This is a genomic window from Streptomyces sp. NPDC050423, assembly GCF_040655445.1.
GTDB lineage: Bacteria > Actinomycetota > Actinomycetes > Streptomycetales > Streptomycetaceae > Streptomyces.
Genome location: NZ_JBFAJY010000006.1, coordinates 119,189 through 139,336, shown reverse-complemented (window position 1 = coordinate 139,336; position 20,148 = coordinate 119,189). Strand labels below are relative to the sequence as shown.

Sequence of the window (20,148 nt, the reverse complement as noted above, 5' to 3'; positions counted from 1 at the left end):
CCCCCATGCGCATCCGCACCGAATTCCCGTACGAGACGACCCACGAGGACATCCGGATCCCGCTGCCGGACGGAACCCGGCTGTACGCCCGGATCTGGCGGCCGGTCACCGACGAACCGGTGCCCGCCCTGCTGGAGTACCTGCCCTACCGGCTGAGCGACTGGACGGCGCCCCGCGACGCGCAGCGCCACCCCTGGTACGCGGGCCACGGCTACGCCTCGGTCCGCGTCGACGTGCGCGGCCACGGCAACAGCGAGGGGCTGCCGGGCGACGAGTACGACGCGACCGAGCTCGCGGACGGCGTCGCCGTCATCCACTGGCTGGCCCAGCAGGAGTGGTGCTCGGGCCGGGTCGGCATGTTCGGCATCTCCTGGGGAGGCTTCAACTCCCTCCAGATCGCCGCGCTCGCGCCCGAGCCCCTGAAGGCGATCGTCACCGTGTGCTCGGCGGACGACCGCTACGACAACGACGTCCACTACATGGGCGGCTCGGTCCTCGCCGTGGACATGCACGCCTGGGCCGCCACGATGCTGGCCTTCGTCTGCCGGCCGCCCGACCCGGCCCGGGCCGGCGCCGCGTGGAAGGACATGTGGCTGGAGCGGCTCGAAGCGGTCGACCCCTTCATCCACACCTGGCTGGCCCACCAGACCCGCGACGACTACTGGAAGCACGGCAGCGTCTGCGAGGACTACTCCGCCATCAAGGCGAACGTCCTCGCGGTCGGCGGCTGGCACGACCCGTACCGCGACACCGTGCTCCGGCTCGTGGAGCACCTGGACCCGGCGAAGGTCCGCGGGCTGATCGGGCCCTGGTCGCACCAGTACCCCGACCGCGGTCTGCCGCCGGGGCCCGGCATCGGCTTCCTCCAGGAGACGCTGCGCTGGTGGGACCAGCACCTGAAGGAGAAGGACACCGGCGTCATGTCGGAGCCGCTGCTGCGGTCCTGGATCAGCGAGTCGCACCGGCCCGCCACGGTGTACGAGACGCTGCCCGGCCGCTGGGTCGGGGACACCAGCTGGCCGTCGGAGAACGTCGCGCCGGTGGCGTACGCCCTCAAGGGCGGGCCGCAGACCGTCGACTCACCGCAGCAGACCGGGGTGGACGCGGGCCGGTTCTTCCCGTTCGGCAACGACGCCGACCTGCCGCCCGACCAGCGCGACGAGGACGCCAAGTCGGTGTGCTTCGAGTTCCCGGTCGAGGACGCCCCGATCGAGATCCTGGGCCGCCCCCGGGTGCGGCTGCGCATCCGGATGGACGTGCCGCGCGGCCAGGCGATCGCCCGGCTCTGCGACGTCGCCCCCGACGGCTCCTCCACGCTCGTCACCCGCGGCGTCCTCAACCTCGCCGCCCGGCACGGCCGGGACCGCGCCGAGGACTGGCCGGTGGGGGCGACCGAGGACGTGGCGTTCGAGCTGAACGGCATCGGGCACACCTTCCCGCCCGGCCACCGGATCAGGCTCGCGGTCTCCTCCTCGTACTGGCCCTGGATCTGGCCGCAGGCCGGTTCGGCGGGCTTCACCCTGGACGCCGCGGGCAGCCTCGTCGAACTGCCGGTGCGCCGGCACACCGAGGACCCCGCGATCCACTTCGAGGAGCCGGAGCAGTCGGAGCCGCTCGGCGTCGTCCACCCGGCCACCCTCGACGAGCAGCGCCCCGAGCGCCTGGTGATCCGCGATGTCGCCAAGGGCGAGTGGCGGATGGAGGTGGACCCGCGCTACGGCGGCACCCGGGTCTACCCGGACGGCCTCGAATTCACCGAGGACGCGGTCGAGACGTACACGATCCAGGAGAACGACCCGCTCTCCGCACGCACCCGTTCCGACTGGACCATCCGGCTGCACCGGCCGGAGATGGCGTGGGACGTGCTGATCGAGACGCGCTCCGAGATCTCCGCCGACGCGAGCGACTTCATCACCTCCAACGAGGTGGTCTGCAAGGACGGCGGCGAGGTCGTCTTCCACCGGACCTGGGAGAAACGCATCCCGCGCACCGCCGGCTGACCGTTCCGCCGTATCCCCGCGGTGTCCCCGCGTTCCTCCGGACGCGCGGGGATACAGCGGCACTTTCCGGGCATAGGGGGGTGGTTGGGGCTCTGCCGCCGGGTGACGCCCCCGACGTAACGTGTCCCCCAAGCGACCTGGAAAGCGAGGCAGCAACAGATGCCCGAACAGAGCAGCCCGCTCGATCTGGCCGAGGGCGATCCCTTCGGTCCGCACAACCTTCCGTACGGCGTCTTCTCCGCCCCCGACCGGCCCGGAGAACGACGCGTCGGCGTCCGCATCGGCAGCCATGTGCTGGACGCCGGGGCGGCGGCGCTGGCCCTCGGCTCGCCGTACGCGCAACTGCTGGCCCAGCCCGGCCTGATGCCGCTGCTCGCGGCCGGCCGCACCGCCTGGAGCGATGTGCGCCGGGCGCTGACCGCGTGGGTGACCGTCCCGGCCCACCGCGCGGACATCGAGCCGCTGCTGCACCCGGTGGACTCCGTGACGCTCCATCTGCCCTACCGGGTGGCGGACTACGTCGACTTCTACGCCAGCGAGCACCACGCCACCAACGTCGGCCGGATCTTCCGCCCGGACGGCGACGCGCTCACCCCCAACTGGAAGCACCTGCCGATCGGTTACCACGGCCGCGCGGGCACCGTCGTGGTCTCCGGTACGGACGTGGCGCGCCCCTCCGGCCAGCGCAAGGCCCCCACGGACCCGGCGCCCGTCTTCGGCCCGTCCGTGAAGCTGGACATCGAGGCCGAGGTCGGCTTCGTCGTCGGCGTCGGATCGGAGCAGGGCCGGTCCGTCGCCCTGGCCGACTTCCGCGAGCACGTCTTCGGCCTGTCGCTGCTCAACGACTGGTCGGCGCGGGACATCCAGGCGTGGGAGTACGTCCCGCTGGGCCCCTTCCTCGGCAAGTCGTTCGCGACGTCCGTATCGGCGTGGGTGACGCCGCTGGAGGCCCTGGACGCGGCACGCACCGCTCCGCCGGCCCGTGACCTCCCCCTGCTGCCCTACCTCGACGACGCGGACGACGAGGAGCCCGGCGGATTCGACCTGCGGCTCTCCGTCGCGATCAACGGCCACGTCGTCGCGGAGCCGCCGTTCTCCACCATGTACTGGACGGCCGCCCAGCAGCTGGCGCAGATGACGGTCAACGGCGCCTCGCTGCGGACCGGCGACCTGTACGGCTCCGGCACCATCAGCGGCGCGGAGCCGGCCCAGCGCGGCTCGCTGCTCGAACTCACCTGGAACGGGCGAGACCCGCTCGAACTCCCCGAGGGCAAGCGGACGTTCCTGGAGGACGGCGACACGGTGACACTGACGGCCTGGGCACCGGGACCGGACGGCATCCGGGTCGGTCTCGGCGAAGTGACCGGACGGATCGTCCCCGCGCCATGACCCCGCCGCCGCCCGGACCGACGCTGCCCGAGGAACTGCTGCTGCTCGCGCTGGACCCGCAGCGCGGCAGACCGTACTGCCGCAACCGCTTCCTGGAGTACGCGACGGCCGGGGCGGCCCTGGCCGAGCTGGAGCTCCAGGGGTGGATCACCGAAGAGCGCGGGCAGGCCCAGCTGGTCAAACCACTGGAGCCGCCGGACCCGCTGCTCGCCACGCTGACCCGGAGCCTGCCGGCCCCCGGCAAGGGCCGGCGTGGCTCGGGCGTATCGGCCACGCGCTTGGTGCGGCAGGCGGGCCGGCAGGTAGCGGGGCTGTACCTGGACTCCCTCGTGCAGCGCGGCGTCCTGCGCCGGGAGACCCACCGGTTCCTCGGCCTGCTGCCGTACCACCGCCACCCGGTGGTGGCGAAGGACCTGGCCGCGCAGGTCCGCGAACGCTTCGCCGCCGCCGAGCGGGCGGGCTTCCCCGATCACCGCAGCCGGGCCCTCGCCGCGCTCGTCTCGGCGGCGGGCCTGTCCCGCTTCGTCGGCACGGACCGGACCAGCCGCGCCGCGATGCGCCACCTGATCCGCGAACAGTGGCCGGCCCACGCGGTGCACCGCAACGTCCGCCGCGACAGGGCGAACCAGTCGGGGGGCGGGCAACGGGTGCGGCGGGCGGCCCGGGGGACGACGGTCAACGGCGCGTGACCCGCTCACGCGTTGGGAGGGTCCTGGCTCCCGTCGCCGGCGTATGGGCCGGCCGGAACACGAGACTCCTTCGTATGCGAGTACCGATGAACGCCGGACCCCCGCCCGCCGAGCCGCGGTGGCCGGTTCCGCCCGAGGGCGGATGGACCTCCGATGACCTGGACATGCTTCCGGATCTACCTCCGCATACGGAGCTGATCGACAGCAGTCTGGTGTTCGCGGTTCCTCAGACCGTTTTCCATTCACAGGCCGTCAGCAACTTGAGCCGGTGGCTTCAGTCCTCGGCGCCGCCCCACCTGGAGGTCGTGGCCCGGTTCACGATCGACATCGACCGTTGGAACCGGCCCGAACCCGATGTGGTCGTCGTCCGCGCCGACGCGGTCGAGAGTCTGCGGCAGACCCGGTTCCCCGCGAGCAGCGTGCTGCTCGCGATCGAGGTCGTGTCCGCCGAGTCCGTCACGCGTGACAGGGAGACCAAGCCCGTGAAGTACGCGCGGGCGAAGATCCCGCACTACTGGCGGGTGGAGAACCAGGACGGCCGCGCGGTCGTCTACGTCTTCGAGCTGGAGCCGGCGACCGGGGCCTACACCTCCACCGGAATTTTCCGCGACCGAATGAAGGTGTCCGCGCCCTTCGCCGTCGACCTCGACCTGACCGCGATCGTCTCCCTCCGCCGGACGGCGGCCTCCGAGTAGACCGTCCGCCGCCCGCCGCGCCCCCGGCTCAGTCGAACTCCGGCGGCTCCTCGTCCCAGCCGAACTCCGGATCGGCGTCCCGGACGGTGGAGCGGGGTGCCACGGCAGGTGCGGGTACGGCCGCCGGGGCGGGGGCCGGGGCCGCTTGCGGGGCAGGGGCAGGGGCCGGGGCCGGGGCCGTTTCCGGGGCCTCCGAGGGCGCGTCGCCGAACGACGCCAGCACCTCCAGCACCCCGTCCCCGTACGTCGCGAGCTTCTTCTCGCCCAGGCCGCTGATACCGCCGAGCTCGGCGGTCGAACCCGGACGCAGCGTCGCGATCTCGCGCAGCGTCGCGTCGTGGAAGATCACGTATGCCGGGAGGCCCAGCTCCTTGGCCTGGGCTCCGCGCCAGGCGCGCAGCGCCTCGAAGACCGGGACGGCCTGCTCCGGCAGCTCGGCGACCGCCACCGAGGACTTCGCCTTCCGGTCGCCCTTCGAGGAGCGCGACGCGGGCTTCGCGGCCTCCTTGCGCAGCAGCACCTCGCGCTCCCGGCCGAGGACCGAGCCGCTCTCCTCCGTCAGCACCAGCGTGCCGTACTCGCCCTCGACGGCGATCAGGCCCTGGGCCAGCAGCTGCCGGACCACGCCCCGCCACTCCGCCTCGGCCAGCTCCTCGCCGATGCCGAACACCGAGAGCTGGTCGTGGTCGAACTGGATGATCTTCGCCGTCTTGCGGCCCAGCAGGATGTCGATGATCTGGCCCGCGCCGAACTTCTGCCCGCGCTCCCGCTTCAGCCGTACCACCGTGGACAGCAGCTTCTGGGCGACCACCGTGCCGTCCCAGGTCTCGGGCGGGGCCAGGCAGGTGTCGCAGTTGCCGCAGGAGGCCGTGGTCGGCTCCTGGCCGAAGTACTTCAGCAGCTGGGCCCGCCGGCACTGCACGGTCTCGCACAGGGCCAGCATGGAGTCCAGGTGCGAGGCGGCCCGGCGGCGGAAGGCCTCGTCGCCCTCGCCGCCCTGGATGAGCTTGCGCTGCTGGACGACGTCCTGGAGTCCGTAGGCCATCCAGGCCGTGGAGGGGGCGCCGTCACGGCCGGCCCGGCCGGTCTCCTGGTAGTACCCCTCGACGGACTTCGGCAGGTCGAGGTGGGCGACGAAGCGCACGTCCGGCTTGTCGATGCCCATGCCGAAGGCGATCGTCGCGACGACGACCAGGCCCTCCTCGCGCAGGAAGCGGGACTGGTGGCGCGCTCGGGTGCCGGCGTCCAGACCCGCGTGGTACGGGACGGCCTCGATGCCGTTGCGGCAGAGGTACTCGGCGGTCTTCTCCGTGGAGTTGCGCGAGAGGCAGTAGACGATGCCCGCGTCCCCGGCGTGCTCCTCCTTGAGGAAGGACAGCAGCTGCTTCTTCGGGTCGGCCTTGGGGACGATGCGGTACTGGATGTTGGGCCGGTCGAAGCCCGCCACGAAGTGCTTGGCGTCGGGCATGCCCAGGCGCTGGGTGATCTCCTGGTGCGTGGCCGCGGTCGCCGTCGCCGTCAGCGCGATGCGCGGTACGTCGGGCCAGCGCTCACCCAGCACGGACAGGGCCAGGTAGTCGGGCCGGAAGTCGTGGCCCCACTGGGCGACGCAGTGCGCCTCGTCGATGGCGAAGACGGAGATCTCACCGCGCGAGAGCAGGCCGAGGGTGGAGTCCAGCCGGAGCCGCTCCGGGGCCAGGTACAGCAGGTCGAGCTCGCCCGCCACGAACTGGGCCTCCATCGAGCGGCGCTCGTCGAGGTCCTGCGTGGAGTTGACGAATCCGGCCCGCACGCCCAGCGCCCGCAGGGCGTCCACCTGGTCCTGCATCAGGGCGATCAGCGGCGAGATGACGATGCCCGTACCGGACCTGACCAGGGACGGGATCTGGTAGCAGAGCGACTTGCCGCCACCGGTCGGCATGAGCACGACGGCGTCCCCGCCGGCCACCACATGGTCGACGACCGCTTCCTGCTCGCCCCGGAACGTCTCGTACCCGAAAACCCGGTGGAGCGTCTGCCGCGCATCGCTCTCGGCCACATCCATGGTCACATCTGTCACGCCTGTCCCGCCCGTCCCGCTCATCGCTCTGTCCCCCGGTATCCGGCCCGTTCCGTCCCTGCTCTCCCCTGCCACGATAGGCGCCGCCTACGACAGCGCCGGACGGGCTTGACTCACAAGCCCGTCCGGCGCTGTTCCAGCGGTGGTGCCCCTTCGCACTACCGCACGAAAACTCCCGCCTGGCTCGCCAGGTCCAGGAAGTACTGCGGGGCCAGGCCCAGCACCAGCGTGACCGCGACACCGACCGCGATCGTGGTCATCGTCAGCGGGGACGGGACGGCGACCGTGGGGCCGTCCGCCTTCGGCTCGCTGAAGAACATCAGCACGATGACCCGGATGTAGAAGAACGCGGCGATCGCCGAGGAGATCACACCGACGACGACCAGTCCGCCGGCGCCGCCGTCGGCCGCGGCCTTGAACACCGCGAACTTTCCGGCGAACCCCGAGGTGAGCGGGATACCGGCGAAGGCCAGCAGGAACACCGCGAAGACCGCGGCGACCAGCGGCGAGCGACGGCCGAGCCCGGCCCACTTCGACAGATGCGTCGCCTCGCCGCCCGCGTCGCGCACCAGGGTGACGACGGCGAAGGCGCCGACCGTCACGAAGGAGTACGTGGCCAGGTAGAAGAGGACCGAGGAGATGCCCTCCGGCGTGGCCGCGATGACACCGGCCAGGATGAAGCCGGCGTGCGCGATCGAGGAGTAGGCCAGCAGCCGCTTGATGTCGGTCTGGGTGATGGCGACGATCGCGCCGCCCAGCATCGTGACGATCGCGACGCCCCACATGACCGGCCGCAGGTCCCAGGTGAGGCCCGGCAGCACCACGTACAGCAGGCGCAACAGCGCACCGAACGCGGCGACCTTCGTGGCCGCGGCCATGAAGCCGGTGACCGGGGTCGGGGCGCCCTGGTAGACGTCCGGGGTCCACATGTGGAAGGGGACGGCGCCGACCTTGAAGAGCAGGCCGGTCAGGATCATCGCGCCGCCGATGAGCAGCAGCGCGTCGTTGCCCATGGTGTCCGCGAGTGCCGGGTCGATCTGCTGGATGGAGCCGTCCACCACGGAGGCGATCCGGGCGTACGAGACGGAGCCCGCGTACCCGTAGATCAGGGCGATCCCGAAGAGCAGGAACGCCGAGGAGAAGGCGCCGAGCAGGAAGTACTTCACCGCGGCCTCCTGCGACATCAGCCGCTTGCGGCGGGCGACGGCACACAGGAGGTAGAGCGGGAGCGAGAAGACTTCCAGGGCCACGAAGAGCGTCAGCAGATCGTTGGCCGCGGGGAAGACCAGCATGCCCGCCACCGAGAAGAGGATCAGCGGGAAGACCTCGGTGGTGGTGAACCCGGCCTTGACCGCGGCCTTCTCGCTGTCGCTGCCGGGGACCGAGGCGGCCTGCGCGGCGAACGAGTCGACGTGGTTGCCGTGCGACGCGGGATCGAGCCGCCGCTCGGCGAAGGTGAAGACGGCGACCAGCGACGTCAGCAGGATGGTGCCCTGGAGGAACAGGGCGGGCCCGTCGATGGCGACGGCCCCCATCGCGGCGATGTGCGCCTTCGTCGTGCCGTATCCGTCGGCCGCGAGGCCGACCACCGCGGCGAACGCGGCGACCAGGGCGACGACCGTGAGGAAGACCTGCGTGTGGTAGCGGGCCCGGCGCGGCACGAAGGCCTCGACGAGCACGCCCAGGACGGCGACTCCGATCACGATCAGGACCGGGGTCAGCTGGGCGTACTCGATGACCGGCGCCTTGAACTTCTCGTCAGGGGCGGCCGATGTCACCCCGCCCGCCATTGTCCACAGGCTGTGGACAGCTGTTGCGCTCACTTGGCGGCCTCCACCTCGGGCTGGGGGTCCTTCTTCTGTACGTCCGACATGGTGTGCTGCACCGCCGGGTTGACGATGTCCGTCAGCGGCTTCGGGTAGACGCCCAGGAAGATCAGCAGTGCGATCAGCGGGACGACCACCACCAGCTCACGGACCCTGAGGTCCGCCATGCCCTGGACCTCGGCCTTGACCGGTCCCGTCATCGTCCGCTGGTAGAGGACGAGGACGTAGATCGCGGCGAGCACGATGCCGGTGGTGGCGATGACGCCGACCACCGGATATGCGGAGAACACACCGACCAGGACCAGGAACTCACTGACGAACGGGGCGAGCCCCGGCAGCGACAGGGTGGCCAGACCGCCGATCAGGAAGGTGCCGGCCAGGATCGGCGCCACCTTCTGCACTCCGCCGTAGTCGGCGATGAGCCGCGAGCCGCGCCGGGTGATCAGGAAGCCCGCCACCAGCATCAGCGCGGCCGTCGAGATGCCGTGGTTGACCATGTAGAGCGTCGCGCCCGACTGGCCCTGGCTCGTCATCGCGAAGATGCCGAGGACGATGAAGCCGAAGTGCGAGATCGACGCGTAGGCGATCAGCCGCTTGATGTCGCGCTGGCCGACGGCGAGCAGCGCCCCGTACACGATGCTGATCAGCGCCAGGACCAGGATCACCGGCGTGGCCCACTTGCTGGCCTCCGGGAAGAGCTGGAGGCAGAAGCGCATCATCGCGAAGGTGCCGACCTTGTCGACGACCGCGGTGAGCAGCACGGCGACCGGGGAGGTCGCCTCGCCCATGGCGTTGGGCAGCCAGGTGTGCAGCGGCCACAGCGGGGCCTTCACCGCGAAGGCGAAGAAGAACCCGAGGAAGAGCCAGCGCTCGGTGCTGGTCGCCATGGAGAACGTGCCGTTGGCGCGGGCCTCGGCGATCTCGGAGAGCGAGAACGTCCCCGCGACCGTGTAGAGCCCGATCACCGCGGCCAGCATGATGAGGCCGCCGACCAGGTTGTAGAGGAGGAACTTCACCGCCGCGTACGAGCGCTGGGCCGCGGCGTTCTCGTCGCCGCCGCCCGCCGCCGCGGCGGCCGCGGAGGAGGTGGCCCGGTCCCCGAAGCCGCCGATGAGGAAGTACATCGGGATGAGCATGGCCTCGAACAGGATGTAGAAGACGAAGACGTCGGTGGCCTCGAAGGAGAGGATCACCATCGCTTCGGTCATCAGCATCAGGGCGAAGAAGCCCTGGGTGGGCCGCCAGCGCCGGCTCTGGTTCTCCAGGGGGTCGGCGTCGTGCCAGCCCGCCAGGATGATGAAGGGCATGAGCAGGGCGGTGAGCGCCAGGAGCGCCACGCCGATGCCGTCGACCCCCAGCTCGTACCGGACGCCGAAGTCCTTGATCCAGGCGTGCGATTCGGTGAGCTGGAAGCGGCTGCCGCCGGGTTCGAAGCGGGCGAGCACGATGCCCGCGAGCACCAGGGTGCCCAGCGAGAAGAGCAGCGCCAGCCATTTGGCGGCGGTGCGCCGTGCGGCCGGGACGGCGGCGGTGGCGATCGCGCCGATCGCCGGGAGCACCGCCGTCGCTGTCAGGAGGGGAAAGGACATGTGATCAGACCGCCCTCATCAGCAGGGTCGCGGCGATGACGACCGCCGTACCGCCGAACATCGAGACCGCGTAGGAGCGGGCGTAGCCGTTCTGCAGTTTGCGCAGCCGGCCGGAGAGCCCGCCCATCGAGGCGGCCGTGCCGTTGACGACACCGTCGACCAGGGTGTGGTCGACGTAGACCAGGGAGCGGGTGAGGTGCTCGCCGCCGCGGACCAGGACGACGTGGTTGAAGTCGTCCTGGAGGAGATCGCGGCGGGCGGCCCGGGTGAGCAGCGAGCCGCGCGGGGCGACCGCGGGCACGGGCTTGCGCCCGTACATCATCCAGGCGATGCCGACACCGATGACGAGCACCACCATGGTGGCGGCGGTGACGGTGGTCGCGCTGACCGGGGCGTCGCCGTGGCTGTGGCCGGTGACGGGCTCCAGCCAGTGCAGGAAGCGGTCGCCGATGGAGAAGAAGCCTCCGGCGAAGACCGAGCCGAACGCCAGGACGATCATGGGGATGGTCATGGACTTCGGGGACTCGTGCGGATGCGGCGCATGTCCTTCGGCGTCGGGCTGCCAGCGCTTCTCACCGAAGAACGTCAGCAGCATCACGCGCGTCATGTAGAACGCGGTGATCGCGGCGCCGAGGAGGGTGACCGCGCCGAGGATCCAGCCCTCGGTGCCGCCCTTGGCGAAGGCCGCCTCGATGATCTTGTCCTTGGAGAAGAAGCCGGACAGTCCGGGGAAGCCGATGATCGCGAGGTAGCCGAGGCCGAAGGTGACGAAGGTCACCGGCATGTACTTCCGCAGGCCGCCGTACTTCCTCATGTCGACCTCGTCGTTCATGCCGTGCATGACCGAACCGGCGCCGAGGAAGAGCCCGGCCTTGAAGAAGCCGTGCGTCACCAGGTGCATGATCGCGAAGACATAGCCGATCGGGCCGAGCCCGGCGGCCAGGATCATGTAGCCGATCTGCGACATCGTCGAGCCGGCGAGGGCCTTCTTGATGTCGTCCTTCGCGCAACCGACGATCGCCCCGAAGATCAGCGTGACCGCACCGACGATCACGACGACCAGCTGTGCGTCCGGGGCGGCGTTGAAGATCGCGCCGGACCGGACGATGAGGTAGACGCCCGCGGTCACCATGGTGGCGGCGTGGATCAGGGCCGAGACCGGGGTCGGGCCCTCCATCGCGTCGCCCAGCCAGGACTGCAGCGGCACCTGGGCGGACTTGCCGCAGGCGGCGAGCAGCAGCATCAGGCCGATCGCCGTCAGCTTGCCCTCGCTCGCCTGGCCGGCGTCGGCGGCGTGCAGGACGGGGCCGAAGGCGAAGGTGCCGAAGGTGGTGAACATCAGCATGATCGCGATCGACAGGCCCATGTCGCCGACCCGGTTGACCAGGAAAGCCTTCTTCGCGGCGGTGGCAGCGCTGGGCTTGTGCTGCCAGAAGCCGATGAGCAGGTACGACGCCAGACCGACGCCCTCCCACCCGAGGTACAGCAGCAGGTAGTTGTCGGCGATGACCAGGATCAGCATCGCCGCGAGGAACAGGTTCAGATAGCCGAAGAAGCGGCGCCGGCGCTCGTCGTGCGCCATGTAGCCGATCGAGTAGATGTGGATCAGCGTGCCCACACCGGTGATCAGCAGCACGAACGTCATCGACAGCTGGTCGAGCTGGAAGGCCACATCGGCCTGGAAGCCCTCGACCGGAATCCAGCTGAACAGCTTCTGGTGCAGCGCCCGGTCGGCGACGCCCTTCCCCAGCATGTTGAAGAAGAGCACCGCGCCGATGACGAAGGAGGCGGCGGCGAACAGGGTGCCCAGCCAGTGGCCCACACGGTCAAGGCGTCGGCCGCCGCAGAGCAGCACCGCCGCTCCGAGCAGGGGCGCCGCGACAAGCAGCGCAATCAGGTTCTCTGCGTTCATTGGGTCCAGCGCCCCTTACAGCTTCATCAGGCTGGCGTCGTCGACCGAGGCCGAGTGGCGGGAACGGAACAGCGACACGATGATCGCGAGCCCGACGACGACCTCCGCGGCGGCGACGACCATCGTGAAGAAGGCGATGATCTGGCCGTCGAGGTTGCCGTGCATGCGGGAGAAGGTGACGAACGCGAGGTTGCAGGCGTTGAGCATCAGCTCCACGCACATGAACACCACGATCGCGTTCCGCCTGACCAGCACCCCGGACGCGCCGATGGTGAACAACAGTGCGGCGAGATAGAGGTAGTTGACCGGATTCACTTGGCGACCTCCTCGTCTTCGGTGTTGTCCCGGCCGAGCCGTTCGCCGGAGCGCTGTTCGAGCGCCTTGAGCTCGGCCAGCGACTCCTCGGAGACATCGCGCATCTGGCCGCGCTTGCGCAGCGTCTGCATCACCGTGAGTTCGGACGGTGTGCCGTCGGGGAGGAGACCGGCGATGTCCACGGCGTTGTGCCGGGCGTAGACGCCGGGGGCGGGCAGCGGCGGCAGATGGCTGCTGCGTACGCGCTCCTCGGACATCTCCCGCTGGGTCTTGGCCCGTTCGGTGCGCTCGCGGTGGGTGAGCACCATCGCGCCGACGGTCGCCGTGATCAGCAGGGCGCCGGTGATCTCGAAGGCGAAGACGTACCTGGTGAAGATGAGGCTGGCGAGCCCCTCCACGTTCCCGCCGTGCTCGGCGTTGGCGGCGCCGAGCCCGTTGAAGCTGTTCAGCGAGGCGTTGCCGATGCCGGCGATCAGGAGGACACCGAAGCCGAGCCCGCAGCCGACGGCCATCCAGCGCTGGCCCTTGAGGGTCTCCTTCAGCGAGTCCGCCGCCGTGACACCGACGAGCATGACCACGAACAGGAACAGCATCATGATCGCGCCGGTGTAGACGACGACCTGGACGATCCCCAGGAAGTAGGCGCCGTTGGCGAGGTAGAAGACCGCCAGGATGATCATGGTCCCGGCGAGGCTCAGCGCACTGTGCACGGCCCTCTTCATCAGTACGGTGGACAGCGCGCCGATCACGGCGACGGTGCCGAGCACCCAGAACTGGAAGGCCTCGCCGGTCGAGGTCTGGGAGGCCGCGGCGGCCAGGCCGGTCATGCGTCCACCTCCTGCGCGGAGCCGTTGCTCTCGCTGCCGGACGGCTTCTCGCCCTTGGAGACGGCGACCTGGCGCTGCGTACCGGGGGCGGCCTCGGTCACCAGGCCCCGGTAGTAGTCCTGTTCGTCCGTGCCGGGGAAGATCGCGTGCGGGCTTTCGACCATGCCTTCCTCCAGGCCCGCGAGCAGCTCGTCCTTGGTGTAGATGAGGCTCTCGCGGGTGGTGTTGGCGAGCTCGAACTCATTGGTCATCGTCAGCGCCCTGGTCGGGCAGGCCTCGATGCACAGTCCGCAGAGGATGCAGCGCGCGTAGTTGATCTGGTAGACGCGGCCGTAGCGCTCCCCCGGGGAGTAGCGCTCCTCTTCGGTGTTGTCCGCGCCCTCGACGTAGATCGCGTCCGCCGGGCAGGCCCAGGCGCACAGCTCGCAGCCGATGCACTTCTCCAGGCCGTCCGGATGGCGGTTGAGCTGGTGCCGGCCGTGGAAGCGCGGCGCCGTCACCTTCGGCGTCTCCGGATACTGCTCGGTCAGCCGCTTCTTGAACATGGCCTTGAAGGTCACGCCGAAGCCGGCCACCGGATTCTGGAACTTGTCGTCCGAGGACTGCGGGGACTGGGCGGACCCGCCGGTCCCCGTGCCCCCGGAAGACACGCTCGACCCCGTCGGCCCGGTGGCCTTCGGCGGCCTCTCGGACCCCCGCGACTCAGGCAGTTCAGACATGGTCGGCCTCCTTTCCGTCACTCGGATTTCCGTCACTCTGAGTATCCGCGCCACCACTGACAACGAGCTCCCGCTCACGGCGCGGCACACGCCGCGGCACCGGCGGCAGGGTCTGTCCGGGCAGCGGTGGCACCGGGAATCCGCCCGCCATCGGGTCGAACGCCGGCTCCGGTTCCGCCTCGGCCTCCGCGGCCCGGCCCTTCTTGTCGCGGAACATGTCCACGACGAAGGAGATCAGCAGGATCGCGATCACGGCCCCGGCCACGTAGAGCAGGATCTTCGAGTAGTCGTAGCCCTCGTTGCGCAGCGCCCGCACCGTGGCGACCAGCATCAGCCAGACCACGGAGACCGGGATCAGGACCTTCCAGCCCAGCTTCATCAGCTGGTCGTAGCGGACCCGGGGCAGCGTGCCACGCAGCCAGATGAAGAAGAACAGCAGCAGCTGGACCTTGAGGACGAACCAGAGCATCGGCCACCAGCCGTGGTTCGCGCCCTCCCAGAAGGTGCTGATCGGCCACGGGGCCCGCCAGCCACCCAGGAACAGGGTGATGGAGACCGCGGAGACGGTGACCATGTTGACGTACTCGGCGAGCATGAACATCGCGAACTTGATCGACGAGTACTCGGTGTTGAAGCCGCCGACCAGGTCGCCCTCGGACTCCGGCATGTCGAACGGGGCGCGGTTGGTCTCACCGACCATCGTGATGATGTAGATGATGAACGAGACCGGCAGCAGGAGGATGAACCAGCGGTCCTGCTGCGCCTCCACGATCTTCGAGGTCGACATCGACCCGGAGTAGAGGAACACCGAGGCGAACGCGGCGCCCATCGCGATCTCGTAGCTGATCATCTGCGCGCACGAGCGCAGGCCGCCGAGCAGCGGGTACGTCGATCCGGAGGACCAGCCCGCCAGGACGATGCCGTAGATCCCGACCGAGGCGACCGCGAGGATGTAGAGCATCGCGATCGGGAGGTCGGTGAGCTGCATCGCCGTACGGTGCCCGAAGATCGAGACCTCGTTGCCGGGCGGGCCGAACGGGATCACCGCGATCGCCATGAACGCCGGTACGGCGGCGACGATCGGGGCGAGGATGTAGACGACCTTGTCCGCCCGCTTGACGACCAGGTCCTCCTTCAGCATCAGCTTGATGCCGTCGGCCAGCGACTGGAGCATGCCCCAGGGGCCGTGCCGGTTGGGACCGATGCGCAGCTGCATCCAGGCGACGACCTTGCGCTCCCACACGATGGAGAACAGCACGGTCACCATCAGGAACGCGAAGCAGAAGACCGCCTTGACGACGACCAGCCACCAGGGGTCGGTGCCGAACATCGACAGGTCCTCGGCGGCGAGCACCGCACCGTGCGGGGCCGCGGCCAGTTGAGCGAGGGCAGTCACGCTCGCACCTCCGGTGTGACGTCGGGAGTACCCGGTGCGGCGGGACCGATCCGCACCAGACCGCCGGGCCGGGCGCCGGTCCCGGCCGGCACACCCCGTCCGACGGAGTTCAGCGGCACCCAGACCACCCGGTCCGGCATGACGGTGACCTGGAGCGGGAGTTCGACACTGCCCGCCGGGCCGCTGACGGCCAGCAGATCGCCGTCCTTGACACCGGTCTCGGCGGCGGTGACGGCGGAGAGCCGGGCGACCGCCGCGTGCCGGGTCCCGGCCAGCGCCGTATCGCCCTCCTGGAGCCTGCCCAGGTCGAGCAGCATCCGGTGGCCCGCGAGGACCGCCTCGCCGTCGCCGGGCCGGGGCAGCGGCTGGGCGGGCTCGCGCGGGTCGTCCGCGTGCGTGCCCTGCCAGCCGCCGAGGCGGTCCAGCTCGCGGCGCACCGACTTCAGGTCCGGCAGCGCGAAGTGACTGATCCGATCAGCGCCTCCGGCGCGGGCCAGCGCGTCGGCCAGCATGTGCAGCACCCGGGCGTCGCCCGGCGCGAGGGGCCGGGCCATCTGCTCCGGCTTCAGCGCGGCCTCGAACATCCGCGCCCTGCCCTCCCAGTTGAGGAAGGTGCCGGACTTCTCCGCGACCGCGGCCACCGGGAACACCACGTCGGCGCGGTCGGTGACCTCGCTGGGGCGCAGCTCCAGCGAGACCAGGAAGCCGACCCGGTCCAGGGCCTCCAGGGCCCGGTCCGGATCGGGCAGGTCCGCGGTCTCGACCCCGGCGACGAGCAGTGCGCCCAGTTCGCCGGTGGCCGCGGCCTCGATGATCTGGCCGGTGTCGCGGCCGAACCGGGACGGGAGTTCGGCGACGCCCCAGACGGCCGCCACCTCGTCCCGGGCCCGCGGGTCGGTGGACGGGCGGCCGCCGGGCAGCAGCGACGGGAGTGCGCCCGCCTCCACCGCACCGCGCTCGCCGGCCCGCCGGGGAATCCACACCAGGGTGGCGCCGGTGGCGGTCGCGGCCCGTACCGCGGCGGTCGGACCGCCCGGCACGCCGGCCAGTCGCTCCCCCACCACGATCAGGGCGCCGTCGCCGCGCAGCGCCTCGGCGGCGGACGCGCCGTCGCCGTCCAGGCCGACACCGCCCGCGATCGCGTCCAGCCACTCCGTCTCGGTACCGGGGGCGGCGGGCAGCAGCGTGCCGCCCGCCTTCGTGAGCCCGCGGGTGGCGTGCGAGGCGACGGCGAAGGTCCGCTGTCCGTGGTTGCGGTTGGCCTTGCGCAGCCGCAGGAAGACGCCGGGCGCCTCCTCCTCGGACTCGAAGCCGACCAGCAGTACGGCCGGCGCCTTCTCCAGCGAGGTGTACGTGACCCCGGCGCCGTCCAGGTCGCGTCCGCGACCGGCGACGCGTGCGGCCAGGAAGTCGCCCTCCTCGCTGCTGTGCACCCGGGCCCGGAAGTCGATGTCGTTGGTGTCCAGGGCGACCCGGGCGAACTTGCTGTACGCGTAGGCGTCCTCGACGGTCAGCCGGCCGCCCGTGAGGACTCCGGTCCGGCCGCGTGCGGCGGAGAGTCCGGCGGCGGCCACCTCAAGCGCCTCGGGCCAGCTCGCCGGTTCCAGCTCACCGGACTCGCCCCGCACCAGCGGGGTGGTGAGCCGGTCGCGCTGCTGGGCGTAGCGGAAGCCGAAGCGGCCCTTGTCGCAGAGCCACTCCTCGTTGACCTCGGGGTCGTTGGAGGCGAGCCGCCGCATGACCTTGCCGCGCCGGTGGTCGGTGCGGGTGGCGCAGCCGCCCGCACAGTGCTCGCACACCGAGGGCGTCGACACCAGGTCGAACGGACGGGAGCGGAACCGGTACGCCGCCGAGGTCAGCGCCCCGACCGGGCAGATCTGGATCGTGTTGCCGGAGAAGTACGACTCGAACGGGTCGCCCTCGCCGATGCCGACCTGCTGGAGCGCCCCGCGCTCGATCAGCTCGATCATCGGGTCGCCCGCCACCTGGTTGGAGAACCGGGTGCAGCGCGCGCAGAGCACGCACCGCTCCCGGTCCAGCAGCACCTGGGTGGAGATCGGGACGGGCTTCTCGTACGTCCGCTTCTTCCCGTCGAAGCGGGAGGTCGCGTCGCCGTGCGACATCGCCTGGTTCTGCAGCGGGCACTCGCCGCCCTTGTCGCAGACCGGGCAGTCCAGCGGGTGGTTGATGAGCAGCAGCTCCATCACACCGCGCTGCGCCTTGTCGGCGACGGGCGAGGTGATCTGCGACTTGACGACCATGCCGTCGGTGCAGGTGATGGTGCAGGACGCCATCGGCTTGCGCTGGCCCTCGACCTCGACGATGCACTGGCGGCAGGCGCCGGCCGGGTCGAGGAGCGGGTGGTCGCAGAAGCGCGGGATCTCGATGCCGAGGAGTTCGGCGGCCCGGATGACCAGGGTGCCCTTGGGCACACTGATCTCGATGCCGTCGATGGTCAGCGTGACGAGGTCCTCGGGCGGGAGAGCCGCCTCGCCGCCCCCGGAGGGCGCACTCGTGGTGACTGTCATGCGTTCACCCCCCGGTGAGCGTTCTTGTCGTCGGCCCAGACGGTCGACTTGGCGGGATCGAAGGGGCAGCCCTTGCCCGTGATGTGCTGCTCGTACTCCTCACGGAAGTACTTGAGCGAGGAGAAGATCGGTGAGGCGGCGCCGTCGCCGAGGGCGCAGAACGACTTGCCGTTTATGTTGTCGGCGATGTCGTTCAGCTTGTCGAGGTCGGACATCTGTCCCTTGCCGGCCTCGATGTCGCGGAGCAACTGGACGAGCCAGTAGGTGCCCTCACGGCACGGCGTGCACTTGCCGCAGGACTCGTGGGCGTAGAACTCGGTCCAGCGGGTGACGGCCCGCACGACGCAGGTCGTCTCGTCGAAGCACTGGAGCGCCTTGGTGCCGAGCATGGAGCCGGCGGCGCCGACGCCCTCGTAGTCGAGGGGCACGTCGAGGTGCTCCTCGGTGAACATCGGGGTGGAGGAGCCGCCCGGGGTCCAGAACTTGAGCCGGTGGCCGGGGCGCATGCCGCCGCTGATGTCGAGGAGCTGGCGCAGGGTGACGCCGAGCGGGGCCTCGTACTGGCCGGGGCCCGAGACGTGTCCGCTGAGCGAGTAGAGCGTGAAGCCCGGGGACTTCTCGCTGCCCATGGACTTGAACCAGTCCTTGCCCTTGTTCAGGATCGCGGGAACCGAGGCGATGGACTCGACGTTGTTCACCACAGTGGGGCAGGCGTACAGACCGGCGACCGCAGGGAAGGGGGGCCGCAGCCGGGGCTGGCCACGCCGCCCTTCGAGAGAGTCGAGCAGCGCGGTTTCCTCACCACAGATGTACGCGCCGGCACCGGCGTGCACCGTGAGTTCCAGATCGAGCCCTGAACCCAGGACGTTCGTCCCCAGATAACCCGCCTCGTACGCCTCTCGTACGGCCTCGTGCAACCGCCGCAGCACGGGGACGACCTCACCGCGCAGATAGATGAACGCGTGCGACGAACGGATCGCGTAGCAGGCGATCACGATGCCCTCGATGAGGCTGTGCGGGTTGGCGAAGAGGAGCGGGATGTCCTTGCAGGTCCCGGGCTCCGACTCGTCGGCGTTGACCACCAGGTAGTGCGGTTTGCCGTCGCCCTGCGGGATGAACTGCCACTTCATCCCGGTGGGGAAGCCCGCGCCGCCGCGGCCGCGCAGACCGGAGTCCTTGACGTACGCGATGAGGTCGTCCGGCGACATGGCCAGGGCCTTGCGCAGTCCCTCGTACCCCTCGTGGCGGCGGTACGTCTCCAGGGTCCAGGACTCGGGCTCGTCCCAGAAGGCGGACAGGACCGGTGCCAGAAGCTTCTCGGGACTGGTCCCGTTCTTGTCGATTTCGGCGGCCAACGTCATCACTCCCCCTCCTCGGCAGCGGGACCGGCCGGGTTGTCCGGGTCGGATGCCGAGGTCTGCTGTGGTGCGTCATGGGAGCTGAGGTGCTCGGCGCCCTTGTCCGGTTCGTCGCGCGGGGCTTCGCCGCGCGGGCTCACGACACGAGGCTGCGGTGTGGCCTCGCCCTTGGCCAGCTTCAGGCCGATCAGCGAGGCGTGGCCGGCGCCGCCGGTGGCCTCGACGGCACCGGGGCGCTCGTCGGGGAAACCGGCCAGTATCCGGGCGGTCTCCTTGTACGAGCACAGCGGGGCGCCGCGGGTCGGCTCGACGGTGCGGCCGGCGATCAGGTCGTCGACGAGCCGCGTCGCGCTCTCGGGCGTCTGGTTGTCGAAGAACTCCCAGTTCACCATCACGACGGGCGCGAAGTCGCAGGCCGCGTTGCACTCGATGTGTTCGAGGGTGACCTTGCCGTCCTCGGTCGTCTCGTCGTTGCCGACGCCTAGGTGGTCCTTGAGCCGGTCGAAGATCGCGTCGCCGCCCATCACCGCGCAGAGCGTGTTGGTGCAGACGCCGACCTGGTAGTCGCCGCTCGGCCTGCGGCGGTACATCGTGTAGAAGGTGGCGACCGCGGTGACCTCGGCCGTGGTGAGGCCGAGCAGCTCGGCGCAGAACGCCATGCCCGTACGGGAGACGTACCCCTCCTCCGACTGCACGAGGTGCAGCAGCGGCAGCAGCGCGGAGCGGCTGCCGGGGTAGCGGGCGATCACCTCCTTCGCGTCCGCTTCGAGCCTGGCGCGCACCTCGGCCGGGTAGGCGGGGGCGGGGAGCTGCGGCATCCCCAGACTGACTTCGCTACGTGCTTCG

15 protein-coding genes are annotated in these 20,148 nt (G+C 70.4%); 4 read left to right on the top strand and 11 right to left on the bottom strand.

All coding sequences use genetic code 11. The features are described from left to right. Positions 1–5: 5 nt before the first annotated feature. The 4 genes from AB0I52_RS07165 (at position 6) to AB0I52_RS07150 (ending at position 4,773) form a co-directional block, all read left to right on the top strand. Positions 6–2,000, top strand: a complete 1,995-nt coding sequence (locus AB0I52_RS07165) for a CocE/NonD family hydrolase (protein WP_363069748.1) — start codon at positions 6–8, stop codon at positions 1,998–2,000. 159 nt (positions 2,001–2,159) lie between these two features. Continuing rightward, the gene (fahA, locus tag AB0I52_RS07160) at positions 2,160–3,389 is read left to right on the top strand and encodes a fumarylacetoacetase (RefSeq protein WP_363069746.1); all 1,230 of its coding nucleotides are present in this window, start codon (positions 2,160–2,162) and stop codon (positions 3,387–3,389) included. Then, positions 3,386–4,078, top strand: a complete 693-nt coding sequence (locus tag AB0I52_RS07155; protein ID WP_363069744.1) for a GPP34 family phosphoprotein — start codon at positions 3,386–3,388, stop codon at positions 4,076–4,078. Before fahA ends, AB0I52_RS07155 begins: the two co-directional genes overlap by 4 nt. Before the next feature lie 86 nt (positions 4,079–4,164). Continuing rightward, positions 4,165–4,773, top strand: coding sequence for a Uma2 family endonuclease (locus AB0I52_RS07150; RefSeq protein WP_363069742.1), 609 nt, complete (start codon positions 4,165–4,167; stop codon positions 4,771–4,773). 28 nt (positions 4,774–4,801) lie between these two features. On the opposite strand, the gene recQ is transcribed toward AB0I52_RS07150, so the two are convergent. From recQ to nuoE, 11 genes are all read right to left on the bottom strand, one after another. Next, complete coding sequence (gene recQ / locus AB0I52_RS07145) at positions 4,802–6,817, bottom strand: DNA helicase RecQ (RefSeq protein WP_363069887.1); 2,016 nt, start codon at positions 6,815–6,817, stop codon at positions 4,802–4,804. 173 nt (positions 6,818–6,990) lie between these two features. Further along, positions 6,991–8,655 (bottom strand): NADH-quinone oxidoreductase subunit NuoN, encoded by a 1,665-nt coding sequence (gene nuoN, locus AB0I52_RS07140; protein WP_363069740.1) that lies wholly within the window; start codon positions 8,653–8,655, stop codon positions 6,991–6,993. Beyond that, on the bottom strand, positions 8,652–10,247 hold the full coding sequence (locus AB0I52_RS07135) for an NADH-quinone oxidoreductase subunit M (RefSeq protein ID WP_363069739.1): 1,596 nt from the start codon (positions 10,245–10,247) through the stop codon (positions 8,652–8,654). The genes nuoN and AB0I52_RS07135 overlap by 4 nt, the downstream gene beginning before the upstream one ends. A gap of 4 nt (positions 10,248–10,251) precedes the next feature. Further along, entirely contained in the window at positions 10,252–12,159 is a 1,908-nt protein-coding gene (gene nuoL, locus AB0I52_RS07130; protein ID WP_363069737.1) for an NADH-quinone oxidoreductase subunit L, read from the bottom strand. A gap of 15 nt (positions 12,160–12,174) precedes the next feature. Then, a complete protein-coding gene (nuoK, locus tag AB0I52_RS07125; protein ID WP_362960508.1) occupies positions 12,175–12,474 on the bottom strand; it encodes an NADH-quinone oxidoreductase subunit NuoK in 300 nt (99 codons plus the stop codon). Then, positions 12,471–13,301, bottom strand: a complete 831-nt coding sequence (locus AB0I52_RS07120) for an NADH-quinone oxidoreductase subunit J (RefSeq protein WP_363069735.1) — start codon at positions 13,299–13,301, stop codon at positions 12,471–12,473. Before AB0I52_RS07120 ends, nuoK begins: the two co-directional genes overlap by 4 nt. Next, complete coding sequence (nuoI, locus tag AB0I52_RS07115; RefSeq protein ID WP_363069733.1) at positions 13,298–14,020, bottom strand: NADH-quinone oxidoreductase subunit NuoI; 723 nt, start codon at positions 14,018–14,020, stop codon at positions 13,298–13,300. The genes AB0I52_RS07120 and nuoI overlap by 4 nt, the downstream gene beginning before the upstream one ends. Further along, on the bottom strand, positions 14,013–15,416 hold the full coding sequence (gene nuoH / locus AB0I52_RS07110; protein WP_363069731.1) for an NADH-quinone oxidoreductase subunit NuoH: 1,404 nt from the start codon (positions 15,414–15,416) through the stop codon (positions 14,013–14,015). The genes nuoI and nuoH overlap by 8 nt, the downstream gene beginning before the upstream one ends. Beyond that, a complete protein-coding gene (locus tag AB0I52_RS07105; protein WP_363069729.1) occupies positions 15,413–17,944 on the bottom strand; it encodes an NADH-quinone oxidoreductase subunit G in 2,532 nt (843 codons plus the stop codon). The genes nuoH and AB0I52_RS07105 overlap by 4 nt, the downstream gene beginning before the upstream one ends. After that, positions 17,941–19,308 carry an NADH-quinone oxidoreductase subunit NuoF gene (nuoF, locus tag AB0I52_RS07100; RefSeq protein WP_363069727.1) on the bottom strand — a complete coding sequence of 456 codons (1,368 nt, stop codon included), beginning with the start codon at positions 19,306–19,308 and terminating at the stop codon, positions 17,941–17,943. Before nuoF ends, AB0I52_RS07105 begins: the two co-directional genes overlap by 4 nt. Beyond that, entirely contained in the window at positions 19,305–20,120 is an 816-nt protein-coding gene (gene nuoE, locus AB0I52_RS07095) for an NADH-quinone oxidoreductase subunit NuoE (protein WP_363069885.1), read from the bottom strand. Before nuoE ends, nuoF begins: the two co-directional genes overlap by 4 nt. Between the last annotated feature and the right edge of the window lie 28 nt (positions 20,121–20,148).